The 21839-nt window shown below is 64.2% G+C and carries 15 protein-coding genes and 5 pseudogenes; 12 read left to right on the forward strand and 8 right to left on the reverse strand.

All coding sequences use genetic code 11. The features are described 5' to 3' along the window. Nucleotides 1-42 precede the first annotated feature (42 nt). The 3 genes from AC10V3_RS08635 to AC10V3_RS08645 are packed head-to-tail and all read left to right on the forward strand — an operon-like array spanning nucleotide 43 to nucleotide 3589. Complete coding sequence (locus AC10V3_RS08635; RefSeq protein WP_022534719.1) at nucleotides 43-840, forward strand: Crp/Fnr family transcriptional regulator; 798 nt, start codon at nucleotides 43-45, stop codon at nucleotides 838-840. Continuing rightward, on the forward strand, nucleotides 837-3200 hold the full coding sequence (locus tag AC10V3_RS08640; RefSeq protein WP_490923516.1) for a polysaccharide biosynthesis tyrosine autokinase: 2364 nt from the start codon (nucleotides 837-839) through the stop codon (nucleotides 3198-3200). The genes AC10V3_RS08635 and AC10V3_RS08640 overlap by 4 nt, the downstream gene beginning before the upstream one ends. Beyond that, a complete protein-coding gene (locus AC10V3_RS08645) occupies nucleotides 3197-3589 on the forward strand; it encodes a VanZ family protein (RefSeq protein WP_022534721.1) in 393 nt (130 codons plus the stop codon). The genes AC10V3_RS08640 and AC10V3_RS08645 overlap by 4 nt, the downstream gene beginning before the upstream one ends. A 72-nt stretch (nucleotides 3590-3661) precedes the next feature. On the opposite strand, the pseudogene AC10V3_RS08650 reads toward AC10V3_RS08645, so the two are convergent. Next, a pseudogene (locus tag AC10V3_RS08650) lies at nucleotides 3662-4519 on the reverse strand (tyrosine-type recombinase/integrase); the annotation flags it as partial. A gap of 153 nt (nucleotides 4520-4672) precedes the next feature. On the opposite strand from AC10V3_RS08650, the pseudogene AC10V3_RS08655 reads away from it, so the two are divergent. Then, a pseudogene (locus AC10V3_RS08655) lies at nucleotides 4673-5609 on the forward strand (ISKra4-like element ISBte2 family transposase); the annotation flags it as partial. Between the two features lie 405 nt (nucleotides 5610-6014). Here AC10V3_RS08655 and AC10V3_RS08660 read toward each other — a convergent pair. Both AC10V3_RS08660 and AC10V3_RS08665 read right to left on the reverse strand, forming a co-directional pair. Next, nucleotides 6015-6432: pseudogene (locus tag AC10V3_RS08660) on the reverse strand (tyrosine-type recombinase/integrase); the annotation flags it as partial. Further along, a pseudogene (locus AC10V3_RS08665) lies at nucleotides 6432-6718 on the reverse strand (ISKra4-like element ISBusp5 family transposase); the annotation flags it as partial. The pseudogenes AC10V3_RS08665 and AC10V3_RS08660, both read right to left, overlap by 1 nt. Before the next feature lie 506 nt (nucleotides 6719-7224). Here AC10V3_RS08665 and AC10V3_RS08670 point away from each other — a divergent pair. Further along, complete coding sequence (locus tag AC10V3_RS08670; protein WP_022534724.1) at nucleotides 7225-9183, forward strand: cytochrome-c peroxidase; 1959 nt, start codon at nucleotides 7225-7227, stop codon at nucleotides 9181-9183. 280 nt (nucleotides 9184-9463) lie between these two features. Then, the gene (locus tag AC10V3_RS08675; protein WP_490923518.1) at nucleotides 9464-10201 is read left to right on the forward strand and encodes an amino acid ABC transporter ATP-binding protein; all 738 of its coding nucleotides are present in this window, start codon (nucleotides 9464-9466) and stop codon (nucleotides 10199-10201) included. Between the two features lie 183 nt (nucleotides 10202-10384). On the opposite strand, the gene AC10V3_RS08680 is transcribed toward AC10V3_RS08675, so the two are convergent. Continuing rightward, the gene (locus AC10V3_RS08680) at nucleotides 10385-11908 is read right to left on the reverse strand and encodes a flavin-containing monooxygenase (RefSeq protein WP_022534727.1); all 1524 of its coding nucleotides are present in this window, start codon (nucleotides 11906-11908) and stop codon (nucleotides 10385-10387) included. 185 nt (nucleotides 11909-12093) lie between these two features. Here AC10V3_RS08680 and AC10V3_RS08685 point away from each other — a divergent pair, with 185 nt between their 5' ends. Together AC10V3_RS08685 and AC10V3_RS08690 are read left to right on the forward strand one after the other, a co-directional pair. Then, a complete protein-coding gene (locus AC10V3_RS08685) occupies nucleotides 12094-12531 on the forward strand; it encodes a hypothetical protein (RefSeq protein WP_349605087.1) in 438 nt (145 codons plus the stop codon). Next, nucleotides 12528-13859 carry a GAF domain-containing protein gene (locus AC10V3_RS08690; RefSeq protein ID WP_022534729.1) on the forward strand — a complete coding sequence of 444 codons (1332 nt, stop codon included), beginning with the start codon at nucleotides 12528-12530 and terminating at the stop codon, nucleotides 13857-13859. Before AC10V3_RS08685 ends, AC10V3_RS08690 begins: the two co-directional genes overlap by 4 nt. 810 nt (nucleotides 13860-14669) lie before the next feature. Here the strand turns inward: AC10V3_RS08690 and AC10V3_RS08695 are convergent. Further along, the gene (locus tag AC10V3_RS08695) at nucleotides 14670-15104 is read right to left on the reverse strand and encodes a hypothetical protein (protein WP_454752718.1); all 435 of its coding nucleotides are present in this window, start codon (nucleotides 15102-15104) and stop codon (nucleotides 14670-14672) included. Between AC10V3_RS08695 and AC10V3_RS08700 the strand changes: the two genes are divergently transcribed. Both AC10V3_RS08700 and AC10V3_RS08705 read left to right on the forward strand, forming a co-directional pair. Next, nucleotides 15103-16350, forward strand: coding sequence for an ISL3 family transposase (locus tag AC10V3_RS08700; protein ID WP_490923520.1), 1248 nt, complete (start codon nucleotides 15103-15105; stop codon nucleotides 16348-16350). The genes AC10V3_RS08695 and AC10V3_RS08700 overlap by 2 nt on opposite strands. Before the next feature lie 457 nt (nucleotides 16351-16807). After that, a complete protein-coding gene (locus tag AC10V3_RS08705) occupies nucleotides 16808-17170 on the forward strand; it encodes a DUF3307 domain-containing protein (RefSeq protein WP_022534732.1) in 363 nt (120 codons plus the stop codon). Between the two features lie 496 nt (nucleotides 17171-17666). On the opposite strand, the pseudogene AC10V3_RS08710 reads toward AC10V3_RS08705, so the two are convergent. Then, nucleotides 17667-17768: pseudogene (locus tag AC10V3_RS08710) on the reverse strand (IS6 family transposase); the annotation flags it as partial. A 67-nt stretch (nucleotides 17769-17835) separates the two neighbouring features. Then, nucleotides 17836-19893: an acetate--CoA ligase gene (gene acs / locus AC10V3_RS08715; protein WP_022534733.1), complete on the reverse strand. Its 2058-nt coding sequence runs from the start codon at nucleotides 19891-19893 to the stop codon at nucleotides 17836-17838. Between the two features lie 205 nt (nucleotides 19894-20098). On the opposite strand from acs, the gene AC10V3_RS08720 reads away from it, so the two are divergent. After that, nucleotides 20099-20527, forward strand: coding sequence for an ACT domain-containing protein (locus AC10V3_RS08720; protein WP_022534734.1), 429 nt, complete (start codon nucleotides 20099-20101; stop codon nucleotides 20525-20527). An 84-nt stretch (nucleotides 20528-20611) separates the two neighbouring features. Here AC10V3_RS08720 and AC10V3_RS08725 read toward each other — a convergent pair whose 3' ends face one another. Then, on the reverse strand, nucleotides 20612-20902 hold the full coding sequence (locus AC10V3_RS08725) for a hypothetical protein (RefSeq protein ID WP_454751839.1): 291 nt from the start codon (nucleotides 20900-20902) through the stop codon (nucleotides 20612-20614). Between the two features lie 154 nt (nucleotides 20903-21056). Here AC10V3_RS08725 and AC10V3_RS08730 point away from each other — a divergent pair, with 154 nt between their 5' ends. After that, nucleotides 21057-21374 carry a high-potential iron-sulfur protein gene (locus AC10V3_RS08730; protein ID WP_022534735.1) on the forward strand — a complete coding sequence of 106 codons (318 nt, stop codon included), beginning with the start codon at nucleotides 21057-21059 and terminating at the stop codon, nucleotides 21372-21374. Nucleotides 21375-21839: the final 465 nt, after the last annotated feature.

A 21839-nucleotide genomic window follows, 5' to 3' on the forward strand; every position in this document is an offset into this window, starting at 1 on the left:
CGGATCGAGGAAATCATCGTCGCAGCAGAACGGGGAGCCGACATGGAGAGCCAATTTTCGCGGCCGGAGTTCAACTACGTGCTGGCCGCGCTGTTGCAGGAAGACTGCTATCCGCTGGCGCAGCAGCTTGAGCTGGTCAGGCTGCGCGCCGGCCAGATGCTGAGCGAAATGGGCCAGCGCATCCACCACGTGCATTTCCCGACGACGGCGGTGGTGTCGATGCTGGCCGTGTCCGAGTCCGGCGCGGCCATCGAGGTGGCGGTGGCGGGCAAGGAGGGGCTGATCGGCATGCCGGTCCTGACCGGCGGCGATTCCATGCCTTATCGGGTGGAAGTGCGTTGCACCGGGCTGGCCTACCGCATCCCGGCCACGGCGATGCGCGATGCGTTCATGCAATCCGCCGCGATACGCAGTGCCAGCCTGCTTTATGTTCAGGCGCTGCTGACGCAGGTGGCGCAGGTCGCGGTCTGCAACCGGCATCACTCGCTGCACGATCAGGTGTGCCGCTGGCTGCTGCTGACGCTGGAGCGCATGCATTCGCGCGAGTTGCTGATCACGCAGCAAGGCATCGCCGACCGGCTTGGCGTGCGGCGCGAGGGCGTGGCCGCGGCCATCGGCCGCATGCAGGACCTCGGGCTGCTCCTGACCAGCCGCGGCCGCATCGCGTTGCTCGACCGTCCCAGGCTGGAAGCGATGGGCTGCGAATGCTACCGCGTGATCAAGCGCGAATACGCCCGCTTGCTGCCGCCCCCGGCTGGGCATGCCGCTGCCTTCGCGGCAGCGGCCGGTCCGCGGCCATGCCATGCCGATCACGGCGTCCCGCTGAGGAGTTGCGTATGAACGCCCATGTCCATGACGCGCACGCCGGCATGCCGTCAACACGCGGCCAGGCGCCGCTGCGCGAGCATGCCGGCTGGATCGCGCTTGCCACGGTGGCGGCCGCGCTGGCCGGTGCGCTCTACGCGTGGTCGCTGCCGCCGCGCTACCAGGCCGACGTGCTGATCGGCGCGCCACGCGGCGAGCCGATGCCGTGGCAGGCACAGCGGCCGGGCGGGCCGGGCGGGCAGAATGCAACGGTGCTCGATACCGGCGTGCTTGCCAGCCGGACGGTGCTGGCGCCGGTAGTGCATGAGCACGGGCTCGATCTCGAAGCGGCGCCGCGGCATGTGCCGCTGCTCGCCACGCTGTGGTCTTGGCTCGTGCAGCCAGGCGGCGACGGGCTGCTGCCGGCGCCGCTGCCGATATTGGCGGCATACGGCTGGGGCGGCGAGCGCGTGGCCGTCGACACGCTGGCGGTGCCCCAGGCGCTGGTCGACCACCCGCTGCGCCTGGTGGCGCTGGGCGGCCAGCGTTTCCGGCTGGAGACGCCCGGCGGGCAAGCGCTGCTGGAGGGCGAGGCGGGTACGCCGGCGCACGGCCGCGAGGTCTCGCTGCGGCTGTCCGCGCTGGTGGCGCGCCCCGGCACTCAGTTCACGCTGGTGCGGCGCGACAGCGCCGCGGCGGTGGCTGCGCTCGCCGGTGCCCTGCGCATCGAGCCGGCGCGCCCGGCCACGTGGCAGCCCGGCGAACCATTCGGCGACGCGATCCGCATCGGCTGGCGCGACACCGATCCGCAACGCGCCAGTGCCGTGGTCAACGCAATCGCCGCTTCGTACGCCCACACGCTGGCGCAGCAACGCCAGGAGCAGGCCGGGCGCACGCTTGACTTCATCACTGGCGAGCTGCCGCGCGTGCGGGCCGAGCTGGAGCTGGCCGAAAGCGCGCTGGCCCGCCACCGTGCGCGCGCGGGCTCATTGCTGCCCAGCCAGGATGCGCAGTCCTACCTGCACGGCAGCATCGAATACCAGCGGCAGATCTCTTCACTGCGGCTCGACCGCGCGCGGCTGTTGCGGCACTACACGCCGGAGAACCAAGAGGTGCGCGCGATCGACGACCAGATCGAGCAGCTGCGCAACGACCGCCGCAGCCTCGACGGCCGGCTGCAGGGGCTGTCCGAGGCCGAGCGCGACCAGGTCTCGCTGACGCGCGACGTCAAGGTGGCCGAAGACGCCTACATGTCGCTGCGCGGCCAGGCGCAGCGGCTGGCGCTGGCGCGCGCCGACGCCGGCGGCGAGGCACTGCTGCTCGACGCGGCCACGCCGTCGGTGGTCCCCGCGGGGCCGCCGCGCGCGCTGCTTACCGCGGCGGCGGGCGCGGCGGGACTGCTGCTGGCACTCGCCGGGGCCATGCTGCGGGAGCGCCGCGCCGCGCAACTGGCCTCGGCCGGCACCGTCGAAGCCGGGCTGGCGCTGCCGGTGATCTGCGAGGTGATGTTCAGTAGCGAGCAGCGCCAGCTCGGGCAGCGCGCGCGCGCGCCGGGCAGCACGGTGGAGCTGGCTGCCGGCGAGGGCGCGGTCGTGGCGAGGGTGCAGGGCGGTATCAGTGACGCCGGCTGCGCCGGCCATGACCAGTACCTGCTGGCCCGCCAGCATCCGGACGCGCTGGCGGTGGAAGGGCTGCGCATACTGCGCGCCGCCTTGCAGCTCGGCCTGGCGCCGCGCGGCCGGCGCATTGTCGCGCTGACCAGTGCCCGCGCGGGCGAGGGCAAGACCTTTACCGCGGCTAACCTGGCGGTAGTGGCCGCCGATGCCGGCCTGCGCGTGCTGCTGGTCGACGCCGACCTGCGGCGCGGCGCGCTGGTCGGCCACTTCGGCATCGACGGCGGCCCCGGCCTTGCCGATGTGCTGGCCGGCAACGTGAGCCTGCGCGATGCAGCGCGGCGCACCGCGGTGTCCGACCTGTGGCTGTTGGGCGCCGGCACGCTGCCCTCCAACCCCTCCGAGCTGCTCAGCCAGCCGCGCCTGCGCGAGATGCTGGCCGAGGCCGAGTCGCGCTTCGACCTGGTGCTGGTCGACACGCCCCCGGTGCTGGCCGTGGCTGACGCCATGCTGGTCTGCCACCTGGCCGGCGCGACGCTGCTGCTGATGCGCGCGCTGGAAACGCCGCAGGCACTGGCGGCGCAGGCGCTGAGCCAGCTCGGGCGTGGCGGGGCGGTGGTGGTCGGCGGCGTCATCAACGGCGTGTCGCCGCGCCATGACAAGGCGCGACTGGCCGATACGCGCGCGCTGCTGCGCGGCAGCGCCGGCCGCCCGCATGTGCCGGCGCTGCCTGTCTGGCAGAACAGCGGTCGCGTCGTGGAGTTGGAGGGAAAGCGTCGATGAGACATCGCCTGGCGTGGTGCGCCACTGGCTTGCTGGTGCTGGTGCTGCTAGTCGGCACGCAAATCCCCGGACGCATGCGAGACCTGCTCGAGCGCGGCCTGCACGCGCCGTTTCCGCTGTCGTCGCTGGCGCATTTCCTGCTGTTTATCGGCATGGCTTGGCTGTTGGCCTCGCGACCGATCGCCTGGCCGGTGCGGCATAGCGGCGCCGCGCTGCTTTGCCTGGCGCTGCTGACCGAGGGGCTGCAGGTCTTTGCCGTCAACCGCCATCCGCGCTGGCTCGATGTCGGCATCGACATGGCGGGCTTCCTGGTTGGCTCGCTGATCGTGGTGTGGATGGGGGGGCGGCGTGTGTTGCCTTCCGGCGCCGGCTCGGAGCCCGCGGGCTGAAGCGGTGTGTGCCGCGCACGTCGGATGCAATGGCTCCGCCACTTTGTCAGAGTGGTCGGCGTACGTTCCGAATCAGGGGGTTTCCTTGATGGAGGCGCTCCAGCCGATTCGATGCCGATCCTGCGTGGCCTCGTGCCGGGCATCCTCTTCGCTGTGCAGGTAGGCACTGGTGGTAGCAATCGAGGCATGGCCAAAGTTGTCCCGCACAAAACGCAGGTCGACCTGCTGGTCGGTCATGTGTGAGCCGGCGGTGTGGCGCAGCCAGTGGGCCGAGGCGCTGGCCAGCACTGCGGCCTGACCCTCCCACTCGGACCCGCGCGCCCGCAGGCGCCTGGCCGCCATGCCGAATACTTCCTTCAAAATCAGGTGCAGCGCCCCGCGCGACAGGGGCTTGTCGCGCCCCGTCTCACGGCCGATGATGGGTAGCACCAGGGGGCGCGTCTCCCCAGGCTGCGGGGTAGGCGCCAGGCCGTGGGCGCGGCGGTAGCGCGCCAGTTCGGCGATCAGCTCGTCGGAGGCCGGCACCAGCCGACTCTTGTTGCCCTTGCCGGTGACCTCCATCCACCAGCGCTCCACACCCGAGCCGTCGCGCCGACAGAAGAACGCCCCCATGGGGGTGCCCGTCACCTCGGCGGCCCGCAGCCCGCCCAGGTAGAGCACCGTCAGCACCCAGCGGCAGCGCGCGGCATGCAGACGCTCGCGCTCGGTGTCCACCCGCATCGCCTCGACGGTTTCCTTGACGGTCGCCCACAGCTCGTGACTCAGGTAGCGCGTGATCCGTGGCCGGCTGGGGGCGCGTCGGCGCCGGGCCAGCGCGAGCGGGTTGCCGGCCAGGTAGCCGGCTTCGGTCAGCCAGGCGAAGAGCGCGTTCAGGATCACCATCGCGTGGCGCACGCTGGCGGGCGACAGCGGCCCCGCAAACGGGCGCCAGTCGTAGAACAAAGCCATTCTGTCACTCCGGAATCTGGCTGGAACCCGCGCCGTATATAGAAGTCCAGCCGGTGAGTGGGACGTTAAAAACCTTGGGGTTCGAAGGGCAGGGCACCTAGGATTCCGGCAAATCGCGTCCGCCGGAGACCCAAAATGAAAATCACCATCCGCGCTGAGGTCACCACGGATTATGGCGAAATCGCCACATTTGAGGTCTGCAAGATTGACCGCCCTTATCGCGAACTTGAACCGGCGAAAGTCGGCCTGTCGCTGGCTGAAGGGAAAGACGTACTGCACGAGCTGCAGAAGATAATGGTGGCAATGCAGGCTGAAGAAGTCTGCATGCTGCGACGATTTTGCACTCGCTGTCACAGTTTCCTCGACCTCAAAGATCGACGGATTCGCAAGGTAGACACAGTTTTTGGTACCGTGCCGTTTCGCAGTGCTCGGATTATTTGCTGTCCGTGCGGAACACCCCTCCCATTGGAGTTCCCGTATAGCCCAATGACGGAGTACGTCCCGGAGCGGGCGACCAGTGAGTTGCTCGCGCTTGAAGCCAAGCTGTCGGCCCAGATGCCTTATCGGCAGGTCGAAACGGAAAAAGCTGCTCGACGTGTGTTGATTTCACGCATCGACAAACTTCGCTGGTGCTTCTGGCATGCCCAGCTTGAGAAGGCCAAAAATCGGATGCAGGGCATCCTGACGATCTGTCGGGTGATCGTGCCTGAAACGCCTGGCGTTGCCGACAGCCTCGCGCAGCTGGACTACCGGGCCCGAGAGCTTGTTGCATATGTCGATGCGAATGGTGGGGCGACGATCAATTACGGAGCACGACATCGTCAAGACAAGCCCATCTCAACTGCGCGGGCCGAATCTGCGGTCAATCAGGTGCTGAACCAACGCATGTGCAAGCGTCAACAAATGCGCTGGTCGCCGAACGGTGTCCATTTGCTTGCCCAGGTCCGTTGTGCCGTGATCAACGGTGACCTCGTCGAGAGACTCGCTAGGTATGAGCCACCAACAGAACCGAGGTCAAGGGAAGTCGTTGAGTTCTTGGAGCAACTCGGGCTCTCGCAGTTTAAACCCCAAGGTTTTTAACGCTCCCGCCGAAAGCCGACTAGGGCACTGAGAAGGCTTTGCCTAGGGCGGACCGGTGGACGGTGTTCCGGGGGGGCTTCGAAATTTTCGTTACCGGCATGTCTGCGAAGTCACGTGGCTAGGCAATTTCGCAGGCGGTGTCTGCGGAATGTGGTCGACGGACCAAGAGGCGCCGCGCCGGAACCTCCTCGAAAGATCAGTGATCGTCGCTTGAGCAAGGCTTGCCCATGCCGTGCGGTTCTGGCCTGCCTTGCTCAAACTCGACAATGCGGCGACCGATTTCCCTGTCGTGGCAGTCATCAGCGCGTCCGGTGGCTTCCAGCGGGGCGACGATGTCGCCGTGGATGCTGCCATAGCCGGCACTGCCCGGAATAGCGCGAACGAGATCTGCGTTGAATCACGGTTCTTCCTTCTTCGGGGGGCCCCAACCGATTCGATGCCGCTCCTGCGTGGCTTCATGGCGGGCATCCTCTTCGCTATGCAGGTAGCCGCTAGTCGTTGACAGCGAGCTATGCCCGAAGTTGTCGCGCACAAAGCGCAGGTCGACCTGCCGATCCGTCATGTGGGAGCCAGCGGTGTGGCGCAGCCAGTGCGCCGAGGCGCTGGCCAGCACCGCTGGCCTGACCCTCCCACTTGGACGCGCGCGCGCAGGCGCGCCGCGGCCATGTCAAATACCTCCTTCAGCACCAGAGCAGCGCCCCGGGTGACAGGGCCTGATCGCGACCCGGCTCACGGCCGATCACCGGCAGCACCAGCGGGCGCGTTTCCTCAGACTGCGGGCTAGGCGGCAGTCCGGGGGCGCGGTAGCGCACCAGTAATAGACCTGACCGAGTGTGGTCTTCAGCTCGGCGCAATGACCATCGTGCAGGCGACGGTGTACGCCGCATGCCTTGCATGCTCTCTGCGACGGGCAAGAGCGATCGAGTTGCTCGACAATAAATTCCCCCGGGATGCAATTGATCAGTGACTTTACTTCGGCCAAGGACAATCCGACGTCCCCGAGGCGTGACTTCCGGCGAGGCGGTGAAACCGCATTACCTTGATCCGCTTGACCGCGATTCCTTCGCCGTCGTCGAACTCGAGAACGATCGTGTCTCGCAGGGCGGCTCCCCGTCTCATTGTTGCGAAGACGATACACCACGGCAGGACCCTTTTTGGTCAGGCAACTGACCTGCTCGACGCTCTGGTGCCTTGGCGTGACCGGCAATGTCTGTGCGGTAGCGCACATAGACGGCTCACGTTGGACCCTGTCGCAGCCAAATATGGTCGGAAGTGGTATCTGCAGGTCCTCCTGCAAGGCAGCAGCCAACGCGTGAGGGGGCCGAGAGCAGTTCTGGCGCGGGGCGATGCCTTGGCGACGGGAACCACGACAACCCCGCTCAAACTCATGTGGTGCAGCGCCTACGGTCCAGGTGGAAGATATGCCCAACAACCCCCACGCTCTTGATACCAACCCCGATCCGACGCAGCCGCGCTCCCGCGCTCATGCGCCCGGGCCCGGTGATTGCCTGCCGTCACGCATCGACGGCGCCCGCTCCTCGTCCCCGGGCGCGGGAAAATTGCGCCGCCAAAGGCAACGCGGTCAGGCACCGCTTAAGGCGATGCTCATGGTCGCCATCCTGATGGCGACACCAGTTCTGATGTGGCGCTTACTGCAGGCGCAAGTGGTAGATCCACTGGCGGGGCTGAAGTCGCTCAAGACCGCTGTGGTTCCCGGTCCGCCTGCCGAAGTTCTCGATCAGTTCGTCAAGGACAAGGCGGCCGCCATCCAGCTCGGCAAGGCGCTGTTCTGGGACATGAAAGTGGGCAGCGACAACAAGACCGCCTGCGCAAGTTGCCACTTCCATGCCGGTGTCGACAACCGCATCACGAACCAGCTCTCTCCAGGCCTGCTGGGCGGCGATAAGACCTTCCAGCTGGGCCGGCCTAACTACACCCTGAAGCCGGAAGACTTTGCGTTCACCAAGCACGTGGACGTGAACCAGGCGCAGCCGCAACTCTCGAACGTCAATGAGGTTTCTGGCTCGCAGGGGGTATTCACCCGCAACTTCGTTGAATTCGGCACGGGCAAGACAGGCGATGTCTGCGCCACGGTTTCCGACGACATCTTCCACGGCGGTACAGGCTTCAACATCAACGGCGTCAACACGCGGCAAGTGACCGGACGCAATACGCCGTCCGTGATCAATGCGGTATTCAATTTCCGCAACTTCTGGGATGGGCGCGCCAACAACATGTACAACGGCGGCGATCCGTTTGGCATGAGGAATCCCAATGCCCTTGTGTGGAAGCACGAGGGTGGCGTGCTCAGGCAAATCCAGGTGGCCATTCCAGGCGCCTCCCTGGCGTCGCAGAGTGACGGGCCGCCCCTGAGCGCGGTCGAGATGAGTTGCGCGGGCCGGTCATTCATGAAGCTCGGCAAGAAGCTGCTTGGCCAGCGGCCGTTGGCCGGCCAGACCATCGCTGCGGACGACAGCGTACTTGGCCCCTTGGAGTTACTGCGCAACAACGATCAGCTACCGACTTACTCTGAGCTGGTCAAGAAGGCATTCCGCCCCGAGTATTGGAACTCACCGACACTGATGCGCATGTCGGCTGCGGATGAGGCGAAAACCGGCTCGATGGATTTGCTGCCCGCCCGCCCGTTCAAGCGCAGCAACGAGAAGTTCGAGGTAAGCCAGATGGAGGCCAACTTCGCGCTCTTCTTCGGCCTCGCGGTTCAGCTTTACGAGTCTACCTTGATTGCCAACGATACGCCGGTCGACCGTTACCTCGACGGCCAGACCGGAGCCTTGAATGAGCAGCAGTTACGCGGCGCCAGGATCTTCACCGGGGCCGGGCGTTGCAGCCGCTGTCACTCGGGTGCTGAACTCACTGCCGCCTCATTCTCCAGCGTGACCGCGCAGCGGCTCAGGCGGATGCCAATGGGAGATGGGCTGGAAGCTGTTTATGACAACGGCTTCTACAACATCGGCGTGCAACCGACCGCAGAGGATCTCGGCGTCGGCGGCATCGATCCGTTCGGCAATCCGTTCTCCGAAACGCGGATGGCGCAGCAGGGCAAGACCCAGTTGCTGGGCAACGGCTTCGATACCACCAAGGAGACGGCAGTCGGCGAGACCCAGCGTGTGGCGGTTGACGGTGCCTTCAAGACACCAAGTCTGCGCAATCTGGAGTTTACCGGCCCGTATTTCCATAACGGCGGAAAATCTACCCTGATGCAGGTGGTGGACTTCTATAACCGTGGCGGGGATTTTGCGGACGTCAACAGGGCGAATCTGGATCGGGGCATTGCGCCGCTCGGCCTGACGGAGTCGGACAAGCAAGACCTGGTGGCTTTCATGCTTGCCCTGAGTGATGACCGCGTGCGCTATCGCAAAGCGCCGTTCGATCACCCCTCGCTCTGCTTCCCCCAGGGGCATAAGGTCAGCTCTTCCGGAGCCTTGCTGCAGGACGGAAGCACCGGGAACGGCGTGGACAACACGGAATGCATTAGCGCGGTGGGAGCGGGGGGCGCGAGCACCGGCCTTAAGCCGTTCCTCAACCTCGATCCGTTCCAGCGTTAGTGGATGAGTCAGCGGCGATTCGCGCAGCGCGGGTCCCGCTGACTCCTTACTGCCCTGGTGCGGTGGCCAACTGGTTGGTCTCGGCCGCCATGATGAAGTCGTTCTCGTTCAGAGCCTTGATCGTCTTGATTTGTCAGGAAATCGTGGCCCGCGCCAACCAAAACTAATATGGGAGTGGCCAAAAGCAGGGGGAAAATCCGTCAGGAAAGGAGTCATTGTCTTGAGACTACCGGAGATCCCCCATGCACATCTCGATCCAATCATGCATTGAAGGGGAGGGGTGTACAATCTCGTCGATGTCGAGGGCCTGCATAAGCAGTATGGCGACAACGAAGTCCTGAAGGGCATCGACTTGCAGATCGGCCGGCGTGAGGTCGTCTGCATCATCGGCCGCAGCGGCTCCGGCAAGAGCACGCTGCTGCGCTGCCTGAACGGGCTCGAGGCTTTCCAGCAAGGCAAGCTGTCGATCGACGGCCAGGTGCTGCGTCACGGCGACGCGAAGGCGATGCGCGATCTGCGACAAAGCGTCGGCATGATTTTCCAGAATTTCAACCTGTTCCCACACCTGACCGCAGGCCAGAACGTGATGCTCGCGCCCACGCTGTTCAAGGACGTGCCGAAGGTGGATGCGCGCCGGCGCGCGCAGGCACTGCTGCAGCGCGTCGGCCTCGGTGAGAAGTTCGACAGCTACCCCGACCAGCTCAGTGGCGGACAGCAGCAGCGCGTGGCGATCGCCCGCGCGCTGGCGATGGACCCGGCCGTGCTGCTCTGCGACGAAGTCACTTCCGCGCTGGACCCGGAGCTGGTGGGAGAGGTGCTGAGTGTGGTCGAGTCTATCGCCGCCGAAGGCATGACGCTGATCATGGTCACGCACGAGATGAACTTTGCGCGCAAGGTCAGCGACCGCATCGTCTTCATGCACCAGGGCAAGGTGCACGAGACCGGCACCCCTGGTCAGGTGTTCGGCGACCCACGGACGCCAGAACTGCGGCAGTTCCTGTCGGCCATGCACGGCTGATTCGCGGCGCAGCTGCCGGAACTGCTAAACACCGGTGTGATCGAAGGCTTTCGTCGTCGAAGTCGAGGCCCGCCGTCTCCGGAGCGCTACGATGAACCAGGTGGCGATCGCCGCGTCGGGCCCCTCGCGGCCCGGACGCGCAGCGTGCGTGGGCGACTGGAATGGCTGGCGACGCGAGGCGGTTCAGGCGACGACGGCTTCCCGGCTGCCGATCAAGCTGCGCAACCGCAGCTCCTCCGGCGTAAACTCCGGGCCGCGTATTGCCCCGAATGCCTGAGCGGCTGCCAGCGCCCGGGTCGGCGCGTCGTTCAGGCGGTCTGGGCCTTGCAAGCGGAACGAGACCGGCGACAGGGGGCCGAACAACAGCGCGCGTTCGAGCTCGGACCAGCGCGCCAGATCGGGCTCCACGCCGATCTGGCGCGCCAGCGAAACCGCAAGATCATGTAGCACTGGCTGCTGCCCGCGCTGCCGCATCGCCCGGGACGCTGCCAGCCCCTGCGCCATCTGGGTCGGCGACGGCATGGGTGTCAGGCCGGCCAGCGTGTAGGCAATCCAACGGGCCTGCAGTTCGAGCACCGGCAGATAGGGGCCGACCAGGTTGTAGAGGCCGACGAAGGCCAGTCCCCGGAGGTCCGGATGAAAGGTATGGGCGTGCAAGTCTAGCCCCCTGCCGTCGTAGTTCAGCGTCCGTGCAATGTCTGGCGCCAGCCACGGCACCGACAGTCCATAGCCGGTCCCGAAGAGAATCGCATCGGGCGTCGCGACAGTGCCGTCGGTAAAGCGCACGGTGCCTCCTTCGATGCGGTCGATCCAGGGGCGCACGGTAACCCGGCCTTCGGCCACAGCCGGCAGGAAACCCTGTGACTGGGAGATGCCCGCCGCGAATACATTGGCATCGGGCACCGGCGCCCCAAACTGGTCGGGCGCGCCGCCGGCCCGAAGCGCGGCCGCCTTCAGACCCTCCGCTAGCGCCTCGGCCGGAAGCACCTCGCCTGCCAGCGCTGCAGCGCGGTGGAACAGCACATGTTCGGCCGGCACGCCTGCAATCAGCTTAGGGACAATATAACGCTGGCGGCGGTAGGCTGCTGTGACGTTTGCTCCGCCAAAAGCGAGATCAGAGGCGATTTCCAGGGCGCTGATCGAACAGCCGGCCACCAGCACAGAACGGCCTCGGTAAGGCTCAGCACCCTTGTAACGCGCGGTATGTGCGATGCCGAGCGCGCCGGTAAAGTTCGCCATGCTAGGAATGTCAGGCAGAAGCGGCACGGCTTGCGCGCCCGTGGCCACGATCACTTGGCTGAAGCTCTCTTCGTGCATTCTGCCCGCACTGCGCGAACGTAGCCGCCAGCAGCTGCCCTCCGCGGCCTCGAGGTGCTCGACACGCGTGCCGAAGCGGATGCAGCGCAGTAAATCGAAGCGGGCTGCATAGCGCTCCAGGTAGGCAAGCATCTGGTCCTGGCGCGGATACGTCGCGACATCTTCGCCATGCTCCAGGTCGGAGAAGGCCGACATGACTCGGCTGGTGTTTGTGCGCATCCCGGGCCAGGTCGCGCTGGCCGCGCTGCACGAGTTCCATTGACCGCCGAGCCGGTCGCCGGCCTCGAGCAGGATCGGCTCGAAGCCGTGCTGCAGCAGCCAGCGAGCCGAGACCAAGCCGCCCGGGCCGGCGCCGATGATGGCAACCTGCCTGCCTTTCGGATGTTGCATGGTGGGACTATCCTTTTGTGGATGGTCCCAACGTTATAATCTGCCACACAAAATAGCGTCGCTAAAAGGTTGCTAAGTGGCTGGCCGTACTTCCTAAGTTGTTCCTAACCGTTTACGAAGCGAAGACAATCCGGGCCAATATGCGGCTATCAGACGAGATCCTGGACTTTATCGCGAGCCCTGTGATGATCATCGTCGGCACGCGAGACCAGGCCAACCGGCCCTCGATCGCTCGCGCGGTCGGTGCTCGCGCCATCAACGAGGAAATCGTCGAGGTCATCGTGTCCGCCTGGCAATGGCCGGAAGCGATGGACAACGTAGCCGCCAACGGGCAGGCCGCCGTCACCTTTGCGCGCCCCGCGGACTATGTCTCCTATCAATTGAAAGGCTCCGCCCAACTCCGCGCAGTCGATTCCTCAGACCTGGAGCTTTCCCGGCGCTACCGGGCCGACATCTATGCTTTGTTCGGCGGCCTCGGACTGCGGCCCGAACTGGTCTCACCGTGGCTCGCGGATCGGGAGCTGACGGTCGCACGGCTGCACGTGCGAGAGGCCTACATCCAGACCCCCGGGCCAAAGGCAGGCACCGCTGCGGGCTCGCCCACCGAAAGGGGTGCGCGATGATGCTACTGCGCGACCTCGACGACTGCTTCGAAGGCGTGATCCCCTCGATCATCGCCACAACTGCGGCCGACGGCACGCCCAATATCTCCTACCTGTCGCATGTGGTGATGGTGGACGACGCGCATATCGCCATCTCCAACCAGTTCTTCGCCAAGACCGCCGCCAATATCCGCGCCAATCCGCATGCCTCCCTGCTGCTGGTCAGCGCCCGCCACGGCGGTCAGTACAAGCTGGATATCACCTGGGTTTCATCCCGCGACGAAGGGCCGCTGTTCAAGCGCGTGGCAGACCAATTGCGGGCCAGCAGCGCCCAAGTCGGCATGGCTGGCATCATGCGCCTCAAGGCCATCGACGTGTTCCGCGTCGATGGCATCGAACCTGTGGTTTCCCCCGCGGGGACGGATCATGCAGGCGACGCATCGCCGGCGCCCGATCTTGCCGTCCTCGGCCAGGTAATGAAAACCATCAGCGCACAAAGCGATACGGAAGCCGTAATGGGTGCAGTGCTCGATGGCTGCGCACAATTGGGATTCCCGCATGCCATCGTGCTGCAGAGCGACCCTATCCGACGCCTGCTTACCACCGTGGTCAGCCGCGGCTACGGTCGCTCCGGCGCCGGTTCCGAAGTGGCATTCGACGAGGGACTAATTGGCATCGCCGCCGTCACCCGGCGCCCGGTGAAAGTCAATGACCTGAGCCGGATTCGGCGGCTGGGCGACGCGATCGAAGCCACCAGCCCCGCCGACGAAAACCGCACCCGCATCATCGTGCTGCCCAGCCTGCCCGACGCCATGAGTCAGATGGCCGTCCCCATGCTGGCCCAAGACACGTTGCGCGGCGTGTTGTTTGTGGAAAGCCCGGAGCGGATCGCCTTTCGCACGGCACATGAAACGACACTTGAAATGATCGCCAGCCAGTGCGCACTGGCTCTGGCGCTCTGCGAAGCGCTGGTCCCGGACGCCCGCCCGTCAGCGCTCCGGATGGTGCCCGGACAGCCAGGTGATCGCGTCATCCACGTGACGCACCACCCTGTTGACGATAGTGTCTTCATCGACAACGCCTACGTCATCAAAGGCGTCGCGGGACGCCTGCTGGCCTATATGCTGGGCGTCTACATCAACGAAGGCCGGAACGCCTTCAGCAACCGCGAGATCCGACTGGCGGAGGCGCTGCGGCTACCAGAGATCAAGGACAACCTCGAAACGCGGATGCTGCTGCTTCGGCGGCGGTTGGGGGAGAAGAATCTTCCCGTGCAGTTAATTCATGCGGGGCGGGGGCAGGTCCGGTTGGTTGTGGATGGGGTGCCAGTGCTTATGAGGGCTGGGTGAGTGGCGAAAGACTGATACGGTTCTTGCACCGTCCATGAAATAGACCCGATGCGAGTTTTCGGCTGCATCGGGCAAGAAGGCCGGCGAGGACCAGCTCGCCGGGTGGTAGTCAAAAAATGTAATTGATGCCGACATTGAATGCTGAATTGCCGGCGCCTGGGTTGCCGACATCGTTCGCATTCCACACGCGGTAGAAGCCGCTGGTAGCCGTATTCCCGATGCACATATCCGATGGTAGCCTGCTGGATATCGTTGTTAGCTGCCGTACGATCGTTCTTGTGGATGTACGACAGGATCACGCGTCCTGCCCCGACCGGTGCCATTTCGCCGACCAACACATCTTCCGATTTGTAGTTGGGTGTACCGGGCACGATAGCGCCGCGGTTGATGATGTAGTTGACGTAGCTGGTCGCCATCCCGAAGTTGTACTTGGCGCCGATGAAATACTCCCGGGCATTCTTCCCGGGCCGTACGCATCCTTGGCATCGGCGTAGGCAACCCGCCCCATGAAATCGCCCCCGGTGTATCCCAGAGAAGCGCCGATCTGGAGGAGTCGCGTGGCGCTGTGATCAGCACAGGCGTAACGCCCGGATGCTTGTGTGTGATGCAAAACCGGGTTTGACGGCGGAGGCCGGCGAAGTTGTCACCTGAGAAGTGCATTCCCGCTGGTGCCGTGGCCCTGAAATAGATCGTTGCGCCCTTCGCCGGGCCTGCTGCCTATACCCTGAGCTTAGGGGCATCGACCAGGATCAGCTGGGCTTCAACGAATTTTGGCTCGTCAGCGGAATCTGTGGGTGAATCGAGGCGCGGTCAGGCGTTCGGCGACCGATTCAGATAGTGGTAGAGCTTTCGGCAGGTTGCATCAAACGAATTTTGCTCGGACTCGGAGATACGTGGCCAGATGAGGGGGCCGCCGTCCTCCTCGATGAGGTTGTGCAAGAGGGTCACCACGGGCATGGCAAGCGCGTCGGGATCCTCGTAGCGTCGCCGGATCATTTCGCCGCCGAGCATCCAGAGGTGATCGCGGTGGCGAAGAAGTGTCTTGCGTGCGTATCCCAGGGTCAGCAGATGCTCGAGGAAAGGCGTGAATATGGCCACGATTGCTTGTCCGGGCGGGATATCCCTGTCTTCGACGCGCCACGATGCAGGCCATTCCTGCAGGTCGGGCACATATCGCACCAGTGTGTCTGGATCCTGCGCGACAATAGCCGGTTTGCCCTTGCCGCTCGCGGCCTTGCTAGCCATGTTGCTGACCCGCCTGCTCAATGCCTGCCATCATGTTCCCGGTTTTGTTTATGAAGGTGCGCGGCTGTGCGAGCTCACCCAGTCCATCGAAATCGACGTACGTCCGCGCAAGGGCTCAAAGGCGATCTGCTCATGCTGTAGTCGGCCCGCCCGGGGCTACGACACGCTCGCACAGCGCAGGTTCGAGTTTATCCCGGTGTGGGGCTTTGCGGTGTTTCTGCTCTATGCCATGCGCCGCGTCGACTGCCGCGATTGCGGCGTGAAGGTTGAAGAGGTGCCGTGGGCCAGCGGCAAGCACACGTTGACGAAGGCATACATGCTGTTCCTGGCGCAATGGGCTCGCAAGCTGTCCTGGAAAGAAACGGCACGAAGCTTCCGGACCAGCTGGGAGAAGGTCTTCAATGCAGTGGAATGGGTGGTGCAGTGGGGACTGGCCCATCGTGAGCTGGGCACGATCCGCGCCTTTGGGGTCGACGAGATCCAGTATGGCCGTGGACACCAGTACCTCACGCTGGTCTACCAGATCGAGGCCGGCTGCACGCGGCTGCTCTGGGTCGGGCAGGAGCGCACGAAGGAAAGCTTCGCACGATTCTTCGCCATGATCGGCGAACGGCTATGCGAAAGCGTCGAGTTTGTCTGCTCCGACATGTGGCAGCCCTACCTCGACATGGTTGCAAAGCACTGCCCCAACGCACTGAACATCCTCGACCGTTTCCACATCGTGGCGAAGATGAACAAGGCGATCGACGAGGTCCGTGCTGACGAAGCCCGCCGCATGACCCGCGACGGCTATGAACCGGTGCTCAAGAAGACCCGCTGGTGCCTGCTCAAGCGGCAGGAAAACCTCACCGGCAAACAGCGGCTGCGCCTGCGTGAGCTGTTGCAGTACAACCTGCGTACCGTGCGCGCCTGGCTGCTCAAGGAGGAATTCCAGCAGCTCTGGGAATACGTCTCGCCGGTCTGGGCCGAAAGATTCCTTGATCAGTGGTGCACCCGGGTCATGCGCTCACGCATCGAGCCGATGAAGAAGTTCGCCCGTACCGTGCGCGTGCACCGGCAACTGATCCTCAACTACTTCCGCGCACGCGGGCAGTTCTCCAGCGGCATCGTTGAGGGCTTGAACAACAAGGCCAAAGTCACCATGCGAAAAGCCTATGGTTTCAAGACCTTCAAAGCGACGGAAATCGCGCTATATCATGCACTTGGCAAACTCCCTGAGCCGCCGACAACCCACACTTTTTACTGACGAACCCGAATTTTGGAGGCTTTGATCGTGTTCTTGCCGCACGACTGGCTTGCAGATGCTGCGCCCGTTTCGCATCGGCCCGGGCGCGGTTGTTACCGCGACCGGACAGCGCCGGAGGCAGGCGCAGGCGCTCCGGCGGCATGGGCAGCGGGGCGACGGGGGCGGGAGCAGGCGGTTGAGTGGGATGCGGGTCCGCTATTTTAACGTTGAGGGGCAGACCTGGGACAGGTAGGGGGAGAGGCCGGCGTGGTTGCAACGCGCGGTCAATGCCGGGCAGAATGTGGAGTTTTTTCCGGGTCGAAAGGCCGGCGTAGCGCGACGCATATTGCTGCCGGAAACGATTTCTGTGGCAGCTCTGGTGGCCTTATTCTTTACTGTTCATTGATAATGAAAAGCCAGAGCGCGGTGCCATCGCTGATGGGCGCGGTCTGGCGTGACTTTGGGTGGAGAGCTGGCCATGGCGTTGCTGCTGCTATTCGCACTGTTCACCAAGCATCTCGTGTGCGACTTCCTGTGGCAGCCGAGCTGGATGCTGGCCGGCAAGGGCGACTTCCGGAGCCCAGGTGGCTATGCCCACGCGGGGCTACATGGCCTGTGTACCGCTGTGCTGCTCGGCGGCTTCGGTGTGGCCCATTGGCTCTGGCTGGGGATCTTCGACGCCGTCGTCCACTACATGGTTGACCGCTGGAAGGTGCGCCTTGGCCGACGCGCCAAATTGACGCCGAACTTGCCGCAGTTCTGGTGGGCATTTGGCGTGGACCAGTACGCGCATGTGCTGACCTACCTCGCCGTGGTCTGGCTCGCTGGGAGGCTGAGCTGATTCGTCGGCTTCCTGTCCGCCGGTAGCTGCATGAGGGTGGCGACGTACGTGTCAGCCGCTGCCCAGCCGCGGCCAAGGGTTAGAGGTAAGCGGCAGTCGGGAAGGGATGTTGGCGTTGACTGCAGAATGATTGGGCGTGCAAGGACCTACCGTGTGCGTACCAATTTCTGCGAAGCAGCCGAGGTACGGTGACCGTCAAGGACGGCCTTGGGTGGCAGTCAGCGCGCGCGGTGTTAGCGTGCAGTTCGGCGACCGGCTCGCCGGCGGCCGGCAAATACTATTCGAACACACATGGAATCCAAGACTGCGCGACTCACCGTGTTGATCGATCCAGTAAGAAGAATGCCTTCGAGACGCTGTCGTGCTCGCTGTTTGGCACCAGTGAGGCTTCTCGAAACTGGGCGGCACCATGATGGGGTGGGGGCAGTTGGGCGGCTACGATTCGAAGCTAACCCTGAGAGGAAGCCGCCGTGGCCATCACGCAGAGCGACGGTCAATCGCGCAGGCTCAGATTGAACCGGAAGTACCAGCGCACCGCGCTGCTTATGACCGCGGCGGGAAAGCGATGGCCGTGATAAAGCGAGCTTGTCTTCTTCAGAGCTCCATCCTACGCGACCGAGCCGGCCACCTGACACTGCCGTCGGACATTGACCGCCGCAGCCGTCCTATGTCGCCAGCTCCCTGATCCTCTCGACGACCTCCGGATTGGCAAGCGTGGACACGTCGCCAGGCTCCTGCTGGTTGGAGATCGCCGCCAGCACGCGGCGCATGATCTTGCCCGAGCGTGTCTTGGGCATGTCGGGAACAATCACGACCCGATGCGGACGCGCAATCGCGCCGATCTGGGATACCACCGAGGCCGAGATCTTGTTCGCGATCTTCGCGGATGGCGACAGTCCCGGCTTGAGCGACACATAGAGATCAGGCACCTTGCCCTTGACCTCGTCGGCCACCGGCACCACCGCCGCCTCGGCAACCTCGGGGACCAGCAGTGCGGCCGATTCGATCTCCTTGGTGCCGAGGCGATGGCCGGAAACGTTGATCACGTCATCGATGCGGCCAAGGATGCGAAAGTAGCCGTCCGCCGCCAGCATTGCGCCATCGCCCGCCATATACGGCCAGTCGCGCCAGTCCTTGCTGTCGGGATTCTTGCAATAGCGCGCATAGTACTGGCGCACGTAGCGGTCCGGATCCTTCCAGACGGTCTGGAATATGCCCGGCCAGGGATTGCGGATGCAGATATTGCCCGCCTTGCCCGAGCCGGCCGGGACCTCCTTGCCTTCCTCGTCAAAGATCACCGGATGAATGCCCGGGATCCCCGGACCCGTGCTGCCGGGCTTCATCGGGTGGATGCCCGGCAGCGTGCTGCAGAGGAAGCCGCCATTCTCGGTTTGCCACCAGGTGTCCACGATGACCGCCTCGCCCTTGCCGACTTCACGGTGGTACCACTTCCAGACTTCGGGCTCGATCGGCTCGCCCACCGTGGTCATGTGCTTGAAATGGTAGTTGTACTTCGCCGGCTCGTCGGGCCCGTTGCGCCGCAGCGCGCGGATGGCGGTGGGCGAGGTGTGGAAGATATTGACGCCAAGGCTTTCCGCAATACGCCAGGGCCGGCCGGCGTCGGGCCAGGCCGGCACGCCCTCGTAGACGACAGACGAGGCGGCGAGCGCGAGCGGGCCATAGACGATGTAGGAATGCCCGGTGATCCAGCCAATATCGGCCATGCACCAGTAGACGTCCTCGGGGTGGATATCCTGGATGTACTTCGAGGTCCACGCCACGTAGGACAGATAGCCGCCGGTGGAATGCTGGCAGCCCTTGGGCCGGCCTGTGGTGCCGCTCGTGTACATCAGGAACAGCGGTGCCTCCGCCGGCATCGGCTCGGGCTCGACACGCCTGCCGCGGAACCCGGCGAGCACGTCATTGAGAATGACATCGCGGCCCTTCACCAGTATGGCAGCACTGGAATACTTGCCCGGGTAGCGCTGCCAGATCAGGACCTTCTCGACCTGCTGACCGGCGCTGGCGGCCTCTGCCACGGCGATGTCGGCCTTTTCCTTGTGATCGAGCAATTCACCGCCGCGGTGATAGGCGTCCATGGTGATCAGCAGCCGGCTCTCGGAGTCCGCGATGCGCTCGGCGCAGGCCTTGCCGCTGAAGCCGCTGAATACCTGTGAATGAATCACGCCGATGCGCGCGCATGCGAGCATGGTGATGGGCAGTTCGGCCACCATGGGCATATGCAGCGTGACGCGGTCGCCGGCCTTCAGGCCGCAGAACTCGCGCAGCAGGGCGGCCAGTTCATTGACGCGAACAAAGAGCTCCTGGTAGGTGAGGTGATGCACCGCCTCATGCTCCGGCTCGGGCACGAAATGAATCGCGGTCTTGTTCCTGTATGCAGCGAGGTGGCGATCCACGCAGTTGTGGCAGGCGTTGAGCCTGCCGCCGACGAACCAGCGCCAGAAAGGCGGGTCGCTAGTATCCACGGTCGTTTCCCAGTATTTGTACCAATCCAGCAGGTCTGCGAATTCCTTGAAGCACTCGGGGAAACGATCCAGGGAGAAGCGTTCGAAAATGCGCGGGTCGGTCAGATTGGCCTGCGCAATAAACTGGCCGGCCGGCGGGACATAGTTCTCCTCGGGCCAATGAACCGCGATTTCGGCCTCGGACACATCGGCCGATTCCTGCTGTGCAGCGTGGCGTGGCGATTTGCCTTCAGACATGACGATTCCCCTTCACTTTCCCTGGCATCCATCCAGGTAGTGTCGGTACCACTATCCTGCGATAGCTGCCTAAAACGACGAGTCCATATTAAGTCCGGGCACGGGGAGTTGCCAGGAAATCGGCCTGCCGCTGCCCGCGGAGCCCAGAGCTTGCCTGCCGGCCGCCATGCGCTAGATTCCTAGTAGGGGCACTGGAGAATGAGTAATGGCCAACGAACTTCTTGTGGAACGCGTGGACGTGTGGGCGGCAACCATACCGGACCGGCCCGGCGGCCTCGCGGAGGTACTGGAGACCTTGCGCGATGCCGGCGCGGACCTGCAATTCGCGATTGCGCGCCGCACGCCGGAGGACCCGGGCAAGGGTATCGTGTTCGTGACACCGCTGCAAAATGACAGGGAAATCCGTGCAGCTGCCCAGGTCGGCTTCAATGTCACGCACAGCCTGCATTCGGTGCGTATCATGGGCGGGGACCGGCCCGGAATGGCGGCGGAGTTGACCCGCAAGCTTGCGGAAGGCGGAATCAACCTGCGCGGATTCTCTGCCTCCGTCATCGGGGTACAGTTTGTCGCGTACGTGTCGGTGGACTCGCTCGACGATGCGAACAAGGCAATGGCGATCCTAGGCAAGGGCTGAAGCTTGTCGCGGGGCGAAACACAGGCGATCACAAGCCATCACAAGGAGAGTGACATGCAGGTCAGCGGTGAGCGCGCGCTGCGCCTAGTCGAGCGTGCGGCAGCGCCTGGATAGCGACGACAGGTCGAGAATGTAGTACTTGAGAATCCACGAAGGCACAATCAGCAGCGGTTCGCGCCACCCTGCCGGGGTCTGGGGGCATACTGGATCGGTCCTCCCCTGCGACGAAATTGGCGCCGCCCGTCCTGGCCGCAGCGTGCAGTGCTTCGGGATTTCGACCCATTGCCGGGCAGCAAAATTGACGATGGCCTCATGAAGGACCCACCAGAAGTTGCTTGGCGACAGTGACACTATATCGTTCTGGCACGAGGCCACCGCGGGCCTGCCCAGTGTCTCGCCGCATCTAGATCCGGCGCCGCTGTCGCCATCCAGAGATAGTTGAAAACTGCACTACCTTCAATAGACCATTCCGCAGCGGCGCATTCATCACTCAAGTTGCAATGGTTTCTATTGACAGGGAGGTCCGGCAATGAACACTCGACGAACATTCCTGAAAGGCGTATCGGGGGTTGTGGTGGCCGCAGTGGCTAGCATCGGCACCCCGACGCAGGCGCAAGCCGGGAAGCTGGATGAGAACGACCCGCAAGCGTTTTCGCTTGGATATAAGCACGACACTACCACCAAGGTCGACAAAGCCAAGTTTCCAAAACACGAGGCAAGCCAGAAGTGCAGCAACTGCCAATTGTTTCAAGGAAAAGCCAGCGACGCGTGGGGACCATGCCCCATCTTCGGCGGCAAGCAGGTTGCGGCAAATGGTTGGTGCAACTCTTATGTGAAAAAGGCCTGAGAAATCTACGATGCGTGACCTTCAGGCCCGCCCCCGAGCGCGGGCTGTGGTGCGTGAGCCCATGCTTCTCCACCAGGGACTGCGCAAGCTTGCGGCGAAGCGGTGGGCAAGGCCCGCCGCTTCGCCGTCCGCGCGGGAAGCGGTCTGATTGCGTCGACGGGAGCAACCTGGGTCGTCGCGCTGATCCGCCTAGCCCCAGAACTGCCGCACAGGCGCGGCATCTCTGCTCTTGAGCAATGCGACGGGCCGCATACAGTGCGATCTGACATGGCTGGCCTGCAGGAGGATAGCCCCTCGACTTCGCGACCATCATGATGCATCTGGACACCAAGCCGTAGGGCCCATCACCCGTTGGAGTTGGCTGCCCTTGGTGCATGGGTACAAGGCGACCCTGATTGCGCTCTTGGCTATCTGCCCGGCAGACCCAATCTTGGCGCCATCTGCAAGACGGCGGCAGGCCGAGGC

Source organism: Cupriavidus sp. PB-02 (assembly GCF_058252315.1).

Excerpts from the sequence above, each read along its gene's own strand:
- AC10V3_RS08635 (WP_022534719.1), top strand. The coding sequence starts at position 43 with ATGGAGAGCCAATTTTCGCGGCCGGAGTTCAACTACGTGCTGGCCGCG.
- AC10V3_RS08640 (WP_490923516.1), top strand. The coding sequence starts at position 837 with ATGAACGCCCATGTCCATGACGCGCACGCCGGCATGCCGTCAACACGC.
- AC10V3_RS08645 (WP_022534721.1), top strand. The coding sequence starts at position 3,197 with ATGAGACATCGCCTGGCGTGGTGCGCCACTGGCTTGCTGGTGCTGGTG.
- AC10V3_RS08670 (WP_022534724.1), top strand. The coding sequence starts at position 7,225 with ATGGTCGCCATCCTGATGGCGACACCAGTTCTGATGTGGCGCTTACTG.
- AC10V3_RS08680 (WP_022534727.1), bottom strand. The coding sequence starts at position 11,908 with ATGCAACATCCGAAAGGCAGGCAGGTTGCCATCATCGGCGCCGGCCCG.
- AC10V3_RS08685 (WP_349605087.1), top strand. The coding sequence starts at position 12,094 with ATGATCATCGTCGGCACGCGAGACCAGGCCAACCGGCCCTCGATCGCT.
- AC10V3_RS08690 (WP_022534729.1), top strand. The coding sequence starts at position 12,528 with ATGATGCTACTGCGCGACCTCGACGACTGCTTCGAAGGCGTGATCCCC.
- AC10V3_RS08700 (WP_490923520.1), top strand. The coding sequence starts at position 15,103 with ATGTTGCTGACCCGCCTGCTCAATGCCTGCCATCATGTTCCCGGTTTT.
- AC10V3_RS08695 (WP_454752718.1), bottom strand. The coding sequence starts at position 15,104 with ATGGCTAGCAAGGCCGCGAGCGGCAAGGGCAAACCGGCTATTGTCGCG.
- AC10V3_RS08705 (WP_022534732.1), top strand. The coding sequence starts at position 16,808 with ATGGCGTTGCTGCTGCTATTCGCACTGTTCACCAAGCATCTCGTGTGC.
- acs (WP_022534733.1), bottom strand. The coding sequence starts at position 19,893 with ATGTCTGAAGGCAAATCGCCACGCCACGCTGCACAGCAGGAATCGGCC.
- AC10V3_RS08720 (WP_022534734.1), top strand. The coding sequence starts at position 20,099 with ATGGCCAACGAACTTCTTGTGGAACGCGTGGACGTGTGGGCGGCAACC.
- AC10V3_RS08730 (WP_022534735.1), top strand. The coding sequence starts at position 21,057 with ATGAACACTCGACGAACATTCCTGAAAGGCGTATCGGGGGTTGTGGTG.